Source organism: Lysinibacillus sp. GJ-1, from assembly GCF_021166035.1.
GTDB classification, from domain to species: Bacteria; Bacillota; Bacilli; order Bacillales_A; family Planococcaceae; genus Lysinibacillus; species Lysinibacillus sphaericus.
The window spans coordinates 3457475-3470663 of the sequence record NZ_CP088912.1; the positions used below are offsets into that span (position 1 = coordinate 3457475).

General features: G+C 40.5%; 9 protein-coding genes. 1 reads left to right on the forward strand and 8 read right to left on the reverse strand.

Annotation, left to right across the window (positions count from 1 at the left end; all coding sequences use genetic code 11):
* Positions 1 to 176: 176 nt before the first annotated feature.
* From LO754_RS17130 to zapA, 6 genes are all read right to left on the reverse strand, one after another.
* Complete coding sequence (locus LO754_RS17130; RefSeq protein WP_024363859.1) at positions 177 to 1868, reverse strand: AMP-binding protein; 1692 nt, start codon at positions 1866 to 1868, stop codon at positions 177 to 179.
* Positions 1869 to 2370: 502 nt separating this feature from the next.
* The gene (locus tag LO754_RS17135; protein WP_010860124.1) at positions 2371 to 2784 is read right to left on the reverse strand and encodes a DUF350 domain-containing protein; all 414 of its coding nucleotides are present in this window, start codon (positions 2782 to 2784) and stop codon (positions 2371 to 2373) included.
* A 21-nt stretch (positions 2785 to 2805) separates the two neighbouring features.
* Positions 2806 to 5172 carry an endonuclease MutS2 gene (locus LO754_RS17140; RefSeq protein ID WP_107896565.1) on the reverse strand — a complete coding sequence of 789 codons (2367 nt, stop codon included), beginning with the start codon at positions 5170 to 5172 and terminating at the stop codon, positions 2806 to 2808.
* Positions 5173 to 5190: 18 nt separating this feature from the next.
* Positions 5191 to 6900 (reverse strand): DNA polymerase/3'-5' exonuclease PolX, encoded by a 1710-nt coding sequence (gene polX, locus LO754_RS17145; protein ID WP_231784887.1) that lies wholly within the window; start codon positions 6898 to 6900, stop codon positions 5191 to 5193.
* A 264-nt stretch (positions 6901 to 7164) separates the two neighbouring features.
* Positions 7165 to 7710: a CvpA family protein gene (locus tag LO754_RS17150; protein ID WP_024363856.1), complete on the reverse strand. Its 546-nt coding sequence runs from the start codon at positions 7708 to 7710 to the stop codon at positions 7165 to 7167.
* 5 nt (positions 7711 to 7715) lie between these two features.
* The gene (gene zapA / locus LO754_RS17155; protein WP_024363855.1) at positions 7716 to 7976 is read right to left on the reverse strand and encodes a cell division protein ZapA; all 261 of its coding nucleotides are present in this window, start codon (positions 7974 to 7976) and stop codon (positions 7716 to 7718) included.
* 135 nt (positions 7977 to 8111) lie between these two features.
* Between zapA and rnhC the strand changes: the two genes are divergently transcribed.
* On the forward strand, positions 8112 to 9038 hold the full coding sequence (gene rnhC, locus LO754_RS17160; RefSeq protein WP_231784888.1) for a ribonuclease HIII: 927 nt from the start codon (positions 8112 to 8114) through the stop codon (positions 9036 to 9038).
* Positions 9039 to 9263: 225 nt separating this feature from the next.
* Here rnhC and pheT read toward each other — a convergent pair whose 3' ends face one another.
* Together pheT and pheS are read right to left on the reverse strand one after the other, a co-directional pair.
* Positions 9264 to 11681, reverse strand: a complete 2418-nt coding sequence (gene pheT, locus LO754_RS17165; protein WP_231784889.1) for a phenylalanine--tRNA ligase subunit beta — start codon at positions 11679 to 11681, stop codon at positions 9264 to 9266.
* Between the two features lie 12 nt (positions 11682 to 11693).
* Entirely contained in the window at positions 11694 to 12731 is a 1038-nt protein-coding gene (gene pheS / locus LO754_RS17170) for a phenylalanine--tRNA ligase subunit alpha (protein WP_024363852.1), read from the reverse strand.
* Positions 12732 to 13189: the final 458 nt, after the last annotated feature.

Below are 13189 nucleotides of genomic sequence, written 5' to 3' on the forward strand. Positions count from 1 at the left end.
TTTGCCAATCAGTACTAATAAGTGCTGAAGTTCCCGATACAAAAATTTGAGCGGTCCATCCTAGCTAAATAGGGCGTGGTCAATAGAAACAAAAAAATATGAAAATATGAATGGTTATTCATTCATATTTTCATATTATATTTTACACTCGCGCTTGTCAATACTTTCACACGTAGTTATTTTGCTTCTTTATTCGCTAATTTTGTTTTTTCTTCATCCACTAAGGAACGACGTAAAATTTTTCCAACAGCTGTTTTTGGTAGTTCATCTCGGAATTCATAAATGCGTGGCACTTTAAAAGCAGCCAAGTGCTGACGACAGTATTTATTTAATTCGTCTTCAGTAATCGAATATCCTTCTTTTAATACAATATATGCTTTTACTGTTTCTCCTCGATACGGATCAGGAATACCTGCTACAACGCATTCTTGAATTTCTTCCCGTTCATACAAAACTTCTTCGACTTCACGAGGATAAATATTAAAGCCACCCGCAATAATTAAATCCTTTTTCCTGTCCACCACATAGAAGTAACCTTTCTCATCCATATAGCCAAGGTCTCCTGTTAAAAACCAGCCATCTGCAAAAGTTGCAGCCGTATCTTCTGGACGATTCCAATAGCCCTTCATAACCTGTGGACCTTTGACAGCAATTTCACCTACTTCACCGACAGCAAGTTGTTCTGTATCCCCCGTACGTAAAATGACAGAGTCGGTATTCGGCCACGGTAAACCTACTGAACCGATAACCCGGTTACCCCAAATGGGTGTTGCGTGCGTTACGGGAGAGGTTTCAGTTAAGCCATAACCTTCCACAAGCTTCCCACCTGTGACGGCCTCAAATTGTTCCTGTACTTCTACAGGCAGTGAAGCGGATCCACTTAAACATGCTTTAATAGACGATAAATCATACTTCGCAATATCTGGATGATTTAGTAAACCAATATATAATGTCGGTGCACCAGGGAACAATGTTGGCTTTTGCTTATCAATTGTTTTTAAAGCTGTTTCAGCATCAAACTTCGGCAACAATACCATTCTATTTTGGGTAAACACAGATAGTAGCATTACCGTTGTCATACCATAGACATGGAAAAATGGAAGAATACCCATAATTGTTTCTTCGCCATGTACGCATTTATACATCCAGGCATCGCACATTGTCGTATTGGCAATTAAGTTTTTATGCGTTAACATAACGCCTTTCGGGTACCCTGTCGTCCCTCCTGTATATTGAAGCAATGCTAAATCTTCTTCAAAATCAAACGGCAGATTGATCATTTTTACAGGTGAGGACTTCATTATTTCTGTAAATAAATGATTTTGTCCGCTATGCTCCACTTTCACACTAAAACCGTACTGCTTTTTTTGAATAAAAGGATATACTAAATTTTTCGGAAATGGTAAGTAATCTTTAATAGCTGTTACAATGACATTTTCAAGGTCTGTTTCTTTCATGATTTTCATGACACGTGGATACAAAATATCCATTACTAAAATTACCTTCGCACCAGAGTCGGCCATTTGGTACTGCAATTCTCGTTCAGTGTAAAGTGGATTTGTCTGTACTACGACTGCGCCGGCATACATTGCCCCGTAGTAAGCGATTACACTTTGTGGCGTGTTTGGTAGCATAATCGCTACACGATCTCCTTTTTCCACGCCAAGTGCTTGTAAGTAGTTTGCAAACTTAAGTGCAGATTCATATAACTCGGTGTACGTCAAATCCTTACCCATGAAATGAATTGCCACTTTCGATGGCTTCTTTTTATAGGCACGCGTTAAAAACTCTTGCACAGGAATTTCCTCAAACGTTAAAGACGGTGGTACTTCTTCAGGATAATTTGCTAGCCATGGTTTTGCTGTCATACGTCCTCTCCCCTTTGTCCCAAACTTTGTAAATTCTTATTTTAATTATAATGAAAAAGGATTGTACTTTCAAACGCAAAATAGAAAATAAATGCATTTTCGATTAATTATTATGCATTTAACAACATTTATATTACTACTCCTTAATGTCCTTTCCGTTGATATCATTATGAATACCCATTCATTGTTTTGTTTTTTATACAACTGATGTCCATTATATTTCTATATTAGAAAAATTTTTAAAAAGGCAATTTTCATCAGCGTGCAATGGCTACCGATTTCGTGACGATTCCCGCCCTTTTCGTGGCATTTGACCTACTTTTCATGGCGACCCTACAGATTTCTAGACAAAAAAACTGTAGATAAACTTAGAAATCCAAGTTTACCTACAGTTAAATCCCTCGTATCATTATACGGTCAACATATAGTAGACACCGACTGCCAAAAATGCGATACAGACTACGATTAGAACTTTCGCTAATTTTTCCATCCTATAACACTCCTATGCAATACTTGCCCCAATAACAAACGATAAACCGACTGAAATCGTAAAGGAAATAAAGCCAACTGAGCGATTGTCGTTAGCAATTTCTTGATCTACGTTAAAACGAGGGGTCATAAATTCAAATAAGAAATATGCCACAATTAGTAACGTGAAGCCAAATAGTCCCCAACCAATCATTTCACTCAGCGTGCTATGGCGAGCAATCGAATAACGAAAAATATTACAAATACCTAATATTTTACCGCCCGTTGCAAGCGCCACAGCTACATTACCATTTTTTATTTCTTCCCAGTTTTTATATTTCGTAACGACTTCGAACAATGCCATCGAGACGACTAAACATAACACAACAACACTAAAATATCCTGCCGTTTCGATAATTGGATATCGCCAAAAGCTAGAATTTAGCATTTTCTCCGTCCCCTTTACAGCTTATTTCAATTCCACAACAGTGACGCCAAATCCACCTTCGCCTGCTTCTCCAAAACGGAAGGATTTCACCCGTTTATGTTTTTTCAGGTAACTTTGAATGCCCTGACGTAATGCTCCGGTCCCAACACCGTGGATAATCGACACTCGACCATAGTTTGCAAGTAGCGCATCATCTATATATTTTTCAGTGCGTATTAATGCATCCTCATAGCGCTCCCCACGTAAATCTAACTCTAATTTCACATGGCTATCTCGATTTTTCACACCAGCCACTCGTTGTATAGGCGCTTTCTCTGGTTTAATGTATTCAAGATCGGTATCGGCAATTTTCATCTTTAAAATGCCCATTTGTACAACCCATTCAACATCAGATACTTTTTCAAGCAACGTACCTCGTTGACCATAGCTTAACACCTTTACCTCATCACCGACAACCAAGTTTTGTGCACGCGCCTTGACTTGAGCCGCTTTTTTCAATACTTTGTTATGCTCAAGCGGAGTGGCTTCTTCCAATCGTTTCCGCGCCTCAATCAGCTCATGCTCTTTCACTACTTGATCAGCGTTTTTACGCATTTCTCGAAGCTCTGAAATAATCGTTTCTGCTTCTCGTTTTGCTTCTTCGACAATTTTGCGCGCTTTTTCCTTCGCTTTTTTGTCAAGAGCTTCTTTGCGTTCTTCGTAAGCTTGAAGCTTGTCCTGAAGCTCTTTACGTAGTGCTTCGGACTCTAGTAGTAAATCATGGGAACGCTCTGCATCGTCCTCTGATTGGCGTCGTGTTGCTTCTAAGGATGCAATCATGGATTCCACCTCATGTCGATCCGTTCCTGTGAAGTTTTTGGCACGATCAATAATGGACTCTGGTAAACCGAGACGACTAGAAATTTCAAAAGCATTGGAGCGACCTGGTACACCAATAAGTAAGCGATAAGTTGGACTCAACGTTTCAATATCGAATTCCACACTTGCATTGGCAACACCAGGGCGATTATAGCCATATGCTTTTAATTCAGGATAGTGCGTCGTAGCCATGACACGAGCGCCGCGACCATGTACTTCATCTAAAATAGAAATCGCTAAGGCAGCCCCTTCTTGTGGATCCGTTCCGGCGCCTAATTCATCGAATAGCACAAGTGATTCGTGATCAAATTGCTGTAAAATGTCGACAATGTTCACCATATGTGATGAAAATGTTGAAAGCGACTGTTCAATCGATTGCTCATCACCAATATCAGCAAAAAGTTGCTCAAATACCGCTAGCTCTGAACCGTCTAATGCCGGCACCGGTAAGCCTGCTTGTGCCATTAATGTACAAAGACCCACTGTTTTTAACGTCACGGTTTTACCACCCGTGTTGGGTCCTGTAATTACAATAGCCGTAATATCTTTGCCAAATTCGATGTCATTGGCAACCGCCGTTTCGATAGGTAATAGCGGATGGCGTGCGCGCACAAGTCGAATATAACCATCCTTGTTCATTTTAGGCATCGTACATTTATTGGCTTGGCCATATTTACCCTTTGCCAAAATAACGTCAATCTCGCCTAATAGTTTTACTAAATTAAATAAATCAGGTGCCACTTCTTCAACCATCGCACTTAAAGCAAGCAAAATGCGCTCAATTTCAACTTGCTCTTTCATTTTGAGACGGTGTATTTCATTATTCGCTTGTACAACTGAATCTGGTTCGATAAATAACGTTTGACCAGACGATGATTGGTCATGCACAATGCCGCCATAGTGATAGCGATATTCTTGTTTAACTGGAATCACATAACGGTCGTTACGAATCGTTACAATTGCATCTGAAAGCATTTTAGCTGCATTACTTCCTCGTGTTAAGCTCTCTAGCTTTGAACGCACTTTAGCCTCTTCTGCTCGTAGAGACTGGCGAATGGAGCGCAACGTTTGACTTGCAGAATCTAAAACAGCCCCATTATCATCAATACAGTTATTAATTTCATGCTGTAAACCTGTTAATACAGGCATCATTTCCTTTTTAGCGATAAAATGAGGGATTTCAATAATTTCATCTGACTCTAAATCTTCTAAGAAATTACGCAGTATACGGCTAGCTCGAATCGTACTAGACACTTCCATTAATTCCATCGCTGAAAGCATGCCTCCGATTTGGGCACGTCTTGCTGCTGGTCGTACATCGAAAATACCACCCATTGGCACATTGCCTTTTACACGTAAAATGGAAAGCCCTTCATCCATTTCTTCTAACAACTGAACGACTTTTTCAAAGTCTGTTTGTGGCACAAGTTCATCAATGGCTGATTTGCCGATTGAAGAAGTACAGTATGTAGCCACTTGTTGACGTACCTTATCATATTCTAGTGTTTTCAATGCGCGGTCTGCGATCACTGAGAACACCTCCTCAACCTATTTATTTCGTCGAATGAACGACTCGAACTGTTCGCGCGTCCATGTATTGACAATCATATCTTTTTTCAGCCATGCCCTATTTGCATAGCGCACACCAATATCCATAAAACGTAAATGCGCGATATCATGCGCATCGGTATTAATCGCTACTGGTACACCTGCTGCAACAGCCATTTCTAAATGCTCAACGCATAAATCTAAACGATAGGGATTGGCGTTCAACTCTAAAATTTTACCATATTCCTTTGCCCATTCAATCAACTGCGCGATATTTGGATTATAACCAGCCCGGTCTTCAATAATGCGCCCCGTTGGATGAGCAATCATATGTACATACGGATTTTGCATTGCGGTATGTAATCGCGCCATTATTTTATCCTGTGACTGTGTAAAACTCGAATGAATGGAGGCAATCACGAAATCCAATTTCCGCAGTACTTCATCGTCAAAATCTAAAGAACCATCTGGTAAAATATCCATTTCTGTGCCTGCATATAAATAAAAATCAGGATGCGCTTCGTTAAAAGCGTCAATTTCAGCTCGTTGCTTCACTAATCGTGCAGGTGTCAAACCATTCGCCACTTTTAAATATTGTGAGTGATCGGTAATAACACTATATTGATAACCACGGGAAATTAGCGCTTCACCCATTTCAGCCACAGAGTACGCGCCATCTGACCATGTTGTATGCATATGCAAATCAGCGACAATGTCCTCTAGCTTAACTAAATCCTTGACTTCACTTTGCCGGTCAAACTCTGTTGACCCTGTTCGTAAGCTAGGGGGGATAAATGGCAAATCAAAATGGGCAAAAAATGCCGCTTCGTCTGCAAATGTCAGCACAGAACCATCTGCTTGCTCTACACCATACTCACTAATTTTTTCCCCACGTGTTTTGGCAAGTTGGCGCATGCGAACGTTATGCTCTTTTGAACCTGTAAAATGGTGCAAGGCTGTGGCATACTCAACATCCTTTACTAATCGAAAATCAACACTTACAGCATCATCTAAATCTAAAATAACGGAAATTTTTGTATCTCCTGCTGCCACTACCTCTTGAATAGCGAGTGCACTCAATATTTTTTCTCGTACTGTCTCTATTGCTTCAGTTACAACAATGAAATCAATATCTTTACTTGTTTCAGATGCACGACGGAAACTGCCTGCTACGGAAAAACGCGTCACTTCCTCCATACTACCGAGAAGTGCTTCAATTTGTAAAACGACAGGCTCAAGCTGCCAAATTGGCAAACGTTCTGAACGATTAGCAAAATTAGCTAGTTCCTTTAAAATCTTTTCTTCTGTTTTGGCGGCAAAGCCTGCTAGCTCGCGCACTTTACCCGCTTCACATGCTGCTTGTAAGCTCTCAGCTGAGTCTATGCCTAGCTCTTGGTGAAGCTTCGCAATCTTTTTGCCACCTAAGCCTGGTAACTTCAGTAATGGCAGTAATCCTTTCGGTACAATCTCTTGTAATTCTTTAAGCAGACTCGATTCACCTGTCTCGATTAAGTCTTCAATAACAGCGGCTGTACCTTTACCGATTCCTTTAAGCTTTGTTACATCCTCCATCTCACTAAGCGAGCGCTCGTCACCTTCTAATGCTACTGCAGCTTTGCGGAATGCGGATACTTTAAACGGATTTTCACCTTGCAACTCCATATATAATGCAATTTTTTCTAACGTACGAATAATTGTTTTTTTGTTCATTTAGAATTCCCCCTATCGTAAAAACACTTCCCTCTAGTCCGAGAGAAGTGCATCATTTACTATTGCCTATTCATTACGGCTTTTGCGCAACTTTGTTTTAGCTTACATTGCGATAGGCAATCAACATTCAACAAAATTTACAATCTGCTTGTGCACAAAACAGCTACGCCCTTAACAGAAATTTCGCCATTTAGCAGATTTCTACGGACAAATGAGTGAATACTACATTCAATCCAATTTTCCATGCGTAGATGCCAAATTTTATTAGGAAGCATGGAGATAAATATACCACCAATTTTGGAACATCTTTGTAATGATCGGCGTATGTTCCAAAATAAGGCCTGATATGAACGACTTCGACATTAAATTCTGAATAAAATCAATCGGTACTAATGCCAAAACATACAATACAATAAATAAAATTAAATAATTCTCAATCATGCCAAGCAGTGCACCAAGCCAGCGGTTGACCGTACTTAACACTGGTAAATAAGCAATGAAATCAAAGATGGATGCCACAATTTGCAAGGCAATCTTTACTGCAAAGAAAATAACCGCAAACGCAATGACACGATAAAATGTTCGGTCTAAATCTAAGCTGTCAATGACAACTCCAAGGCTTCCCGAATCTGTAACACCTGGATATGGCACCCAAAACACAAATTTCTGTGCTAATGGCTTATAATAAATATACGCAACAATTAGGGCAACAACAAAGCTAACTATATGCATCATTTGTACAATGAAGCCACGTTTTGCCCCCACTAGCAGTCCACCTAATAGAACTACTAATATAATTAAATCTAGCATTTACTTCAACCCTTTAATTTTTTCAATTCTTCTTCTAGTAATTCTATTTGCTCTTTTAAGAGTAAATAATCGTGCACCGTATTTACGGCTGTAAGGACGGCAAGCTTTGTGCTATCAAGTGAGGGATTATGTAAATTCATTTCGCGCATACGGTCATCAACAATAGAAGCGACAAGTCGCATATGTCCAATGGATTCGGAGCCGACCATTTTATATGTATGACCATATATTTCCACAGAAATTTTATTCTTTTCTTGATTTTCCATAGTCGCACCCTCCAGTAAAATCTTTTTGCTCACGGTGTTATTCGTTATGAGCAACGTCCATACAAAAAAGCTATATATTATCATACCATGAAAGGTATAAAATTGTGAACAATGAGGATAGAAAGGAACGGTTTAATGTCAAATATTGTACTTTTAATTTCAACAACTGCACAAAAAGAGGTAATGTCCTACTACGCAAATTATTATGTGGAGCGAAAAGCACCTGGTGTTGTGTTCGCTGCAAAACTGCCTGATACAGCCATTACGATGTATAAATCAGGAAAATGTATGTTTCAAGGAGGCGGTGCTGAGCGAGAAGCCGCACGATGGGGAACCTCTGGGGCATCAGCTACGCAAAAGGCTTCAACTGTTGGTGCAAAAGGTGATACACTTCCTGAAGGTTTTGCCGCCATGTCTGTGTTAGGCTCTGACGAAACAGGAACTGGGGATTATTTCGGACCGATAACAGTGGCAGCCGTTTACGTTCCTTCTTCAAAAATAGAATTGATTAATGAACTTGGCGTGAAAGATTCTAAAATGCTGACGGATGACTATATGCGAAAAATTGCCCCTGATTTACGTGCGGCATGTATTCATAGCGTACTCGTATTGCGCAATGAAAAATATAATGCTTTACAAGCAAAGGGCTATTCACAAGGCAAAATGAAAGCGATGATGCATAATAAGGCACTTGGACATACATTAGCAAAAATGGCGCCCGAAAAACCTGCACATATTTTAATTGACCAGTTTGCAGAACGCGGGGTGTATTATAATTATTTAAAAAATGAGCGTGAAATTGTCCGAGATGGCGTCCTATTTTCAACGAAAGCAGAACAATTACATGTTTCCGTTGCCACCGCTTCCATTTTGGCGCGTGCAGCATTCTTAAAAGAAATGGATCGACTCAGTGAGCTTGCTGGCGTGGCGTTACAAAAAGGTGCATCTAGCAAGGTTGATGCCTTAGCAGCACGTATTTGGCGTGGACAAGGTGAGGAATTTTTACGCTCCATTACAAAATGGCATTTTGCGAACACCGAAAAAGCTCGTAAGTTAAAATAGATTTATAGGGGTTTCTGCTGTTGATATTCGCTACTAGCTGACCGCTTTCCGCAGGCACATCGTAAACCCTTTGCTCCAATCAGGTGAATCTATTTGCAAAGCTATTTCATGTAATGCTCATCAATAATATAAAAAAGACAAAAGGCATCTAGAGCGAACCTCTGGATGCCTTTTGTCGACATTCTGCGCTGTCTCCGTATTCGAGACAGCTTTTAATAGCATAAATTAACGTACTTCTGTTCCTTCAATTGTAGCAATGGCTTTCAATACTTTATTATGCGCAGCAACAACTTCTTCATCTGTTAACGTGCGTTCTGGATCGAAGTATGTGAGGGAGAAAGCAACAGATTTTTTACCTGCCTCCATTTTTTCACCTTCATAAACATCGAACACTTTAATATCCTTCAACAGTTTCACTCCTGCCGAACGAATAACCGTTACTACTTCACCCGCTGCTGTTGCACGATTCATAACAAGTGCGATATCACGAGACATCGCTGGGAAACGAGGCACCGGTTTATAGCCAAGTGGCGCTTCACTTGCATTGGCTTGTAGTAATGCTACTAGATTCATTTCCATCACATACGTATCTTTTACACCCCATGCTTTTTGCTCCGCAGGATGTAAACCACCGATAATACCTACTTGTTCGCCATCTAATAAAATGCTAGCGGTACGACCAGGATGTAAGCCAGCTACTTCTGCTTTCACAAACGTCATGCGCTCTGTTAAACCAAGCTTGCCAATAACACCCTCGATAATACCTTTCAAGACGAAGAAATCAACTTCTTTTTTCTCACCTTGCCAAGCATGATCTAACCATTTACCTGTTAACACAGCTGCTACATGCTCTTCCTCAAACGGTAAGCCCTCTGCTGTTTGACCAAGGAAGACAGAACCAACTTCGTATAATGCTACGCTATCCGCTTTACGTGCTACATTATATGCCGCCGCTTCGATTAAATGTGGAATTAAGCTTTGACGAAGTGTTGAACGTTCTTCACTCATTGGCATTAATAAACGTGTTACGGGCTCCGCTTTTAGTGCAAAGCGTTGTGATAACGCCTCAGACGTTAATGAGTAAGTAACCGCTTGATAAAGCCCCGCACCTTCCATAAAGTTACGTACAACGCGACGATTTGCTTGATACGCTGTCAGTTGTCCAACTTGGTTGGCACCTTCTGGTAAAGTCATAGGGATTTCATCGTAGCCATATAAACGTGCAATCTCTTCAACGATATCTTCCTCGATTTTAATATCTTGACGACGTGTTGGTGCATCAATGATTAATAAGCCATTTGCTGCTTCTACACCGAATTTCAAACGCTCTAAAATCGAAAGCATATCTTCTAATGAAATTTTCATGCCAAGACGTTCGTTAATAAAATCCGGAGAGACCACAACACGTGCTGGTGTTTTATCTAATTCATCTACGATACAAGTGCCTTCTAACACTTCACCGCCAGCTAATTCAGCAAGCAATGCAGCTGCACGTTCAGCTGCAGGCACAACACGGTTAGGGTCAACACCTTTTTCAAAGCGAGCTGATGCATCTGAACGAAGACCTAAATTGCGTGAAGTTTGACGTACTGTTAAGCCATCGAAATAAGCAGATTCAATCACAACAGTCGTTGTAGATGCTGTTACTTCCGAATTGGCTCCACCCATTACGCCTGCAATTGCCACTGGCTCTTTGCCATTGGTAATCACTAAATCAGATGCCTTTAATGTACGCTCTTGGTCATCTAAAGTCGTGATTTTTTCACCTTCTGTTGCTTTACGCACAACAATTTCACCTGTTGCTAAGCTATCATAGTCAAATGCATGAAGTGGTTGACCATATTCCATTAAAATATAGTTTGTCACATCGACAACATTATTGTGAGGACGTACGCCAGCTGCCATCAAACGGTGCTGTAACCACATTGGTGATTCTGCAATTTTAACGTTTTTTACAACTTTCGCTACGTACATTGGGTTGGCTTGTAAGTCTTCTACACGAAGCTTTAGTAAATCCTCCGCTTTGTCAGAAGATGTGCTATAAGCGATTTCTGGGTACTTTACTTCCTCTGATAGAATAGCACCAACCTCATAAGCTACCCCTAACATCGAAAGCGCATCTGAGCGGTTTGGTGTTAAACCAAGCTCAAGCACTGTATCACGAAGACCTAAAAGCGCTAGCGCATCAGCGCCCACCTCTGCATCTGCTGGTAACACATAAATGCCCTCTGCATAAGCTTTCGGTACTACTTTCCCTTCAATACCAAGCTCTTGTAATGAACAAATCATACCGTTCGATTCGTGCCCACGTAGTTTTGCTTTTTTAATTTTAATGCCACCTGGTAAATGTGCACCTGGGCGAGCAACAATGACTTTTTGACCTGCATCCACGTTTGGCGCTCCACAAATAATTTGTTGTGGCACTTCTTCTCCAACATCTACTTGGCAAATATTTAATTTATCGGCTTCAGGGTGCTTTTCTTTTGATACAACATAGCCGACTACAATTTTATCCATACCGCTTGCACGGTCAATTACTGCGTCTACTTCAATGCCTGAGCGAGTAATTTTTTCTGCTAATTCTTCAGGCGCTAAGCCTTTTGTACTTACATAATCTTTTAACCATTCTAATGATACTAACATTTATAGTCCCCCTTACGCCTCTGTTCGCTCGAATTGTGATAAGAAACGTGTGTCACTTGTATAGAAATGACGAATATCGTCGACGCCATATTTCAACATAGCGATACGTTCTGCTCCAATACCAAATGCGAAACCAGAAACTTTCTTCGGATCATAACCAGCCATTTCAAGTACATTTGGATGTACCATACCTGCACCTAAAATCTCAATCCAGCCTGTGCCTTTACATACGTTACAACCTGCACCACCGCATTTGAAGCAAGAAATATCCATCTCAACAGAAGGCTCTGTGAATGGGAAGAAACTTGGACGCAAACGAATTTCACGGTCAGCACCGAACATTTTTTTTGCTAGTGTATCTAATGTCCCTTTCAGATCACTCATACGAATATTTTCCCCAATAACTAAACCTTCAATTTGCATAAATTGGTGAGAGTGTGTTGCATCATCATTATCACGACGGAATACTTTCCCTGGACAAATAATACGAATTGACTCGCCTTTTTTCGCTTCCATTGTACGTGCCTGAACTGGAGACGTATGTGTACGTAATAATATTTCCTCGGAAATATAGAATGAATCCTGCATATCACGTGCAGGGTGACCTTTTGGTAAGTTTAACGCTTCAAAGTTATAGTAATCCTTTTCCACTTCTGGGCCTTCAGCAATTTCATAACCCATGCCGACAAATAAATCTTCAATTTCTTCAATAACGCGTGTTAAAGGATGACGGTTACCTACTTTAATAGCACGCCCTGGTAATGTGACATCAATCGACTCACTTGCTAATTTTTCGGCAATTGCCGCTTCTTCTAATACAGTTGCTTTTGTTTCTAACACTGCTGTAACATTTTCACGAACTGTATTAACTAAAGCACCCATTTTTGGACGTTCTTCAGCCGATAATTTCCCCATTCCTTTTAGCAAGTCTGTGATAGGTCCCTTTTTCCCTAAATAAGCGACACGCACATCATTTAATTCTTTTAAATTTGCTGCTGCTTCAATTTTTGCTAGCGCTTCTTGTTCTAACTGCTTTAATTGTTCTTCCATGTAAAAAACCTCCTTGATCATATAAATGCCCGCTTGCTCAAATGGCATAAAAAAACCTCGCCCCCAAAAAAGGGACGAGGACATATTCGCGGTACCACCCTAGTTATTGCGCGCTTTTGGTGCGCACAATCACTTCATTGCCATAACGACTCGATTGAAGCCGGCTTACCTTTACAGCATCTTTTCTTGCTGGTCCCGGTAGCTGCTCGCAGGATGAATTCAAAATTGCATTGGTTCGGCGCTGGCTCTCAATCTCAGGCCTACGCTCCCTGTCGTCCATTCACAATCTTTACTACTTCCTGGTCAAAGCATTTCATTATACAGAATTACATTTTAAATGTGATTATACAATATGATACCACTTCAAATCAAGGGGCATCTGTGCAAGCTTGACTTTAGCATTGTTCTATCAGCGTTGTTGGAAGGTTTACTTTACCGGCGATTTACACTTGTTTATC

What these genes read in the sequence shown, in the direction of transcription:
- polX (WP_231784887.1), bottom strand. Translation starts at nt 6,900, where the DNA reads ATGAACAAAAAAACAATTATTCGTACGTTAGAAAAAATTGCATTATAT.
- LO754_RS17130 (WP_024363859.1), bottom strand. Translation starts at nt 1,868, where the DNA reads ATGACAGCAAAACCATGGCTAGCAAATTATCCTGAAGAAGTACCACCG.
- zapA (WP_024363855.1), bottom strand. Translation starts at nt 7,976, where the DNA reads ATGGAAAATCAAGAAAAGAATAAAATTTCTGTGGAAATATATGGTCAT.
- rnhC (WP_231784888.1), top strand. Translation starts at nt 8,112, where the DNA reads ATGTCAAATATTGTACTTTTAATTTCAACAACTGCACAAAAAGAGGTA.
- LO754_RS17150 (WP_024363856.1), bottom strand. Translation starts at nt 7,710, where the DNA reads ATGCTAGATTTAATTATATTAGTAGTTCTATTAGGTGGACTGCTAGTG.
- pheS (WP_024363852.1), bottom strand. Translation starts at nt 12,731, where the DNA reads ATGGAAGAACAATTAAAGCAGTTAGAACAAGAAGCGCTAGCAAAAATT.
- pheT (WP_231784889.1), bottom strand. Translation starts at nt 11,681, where the DNA reads ATGTTAGTATCATTAGAATGGTTAAAAGATTATGTAAGTACAAAAGGC.
- LO754_RS17135 (WP_010860124.1), bottom strand. Translation starts at nt 2,784, where the DNA reads ATGCTAAATTCTAGCTTTTGGCGATATCCAATTATCGAAACGGCAGGA.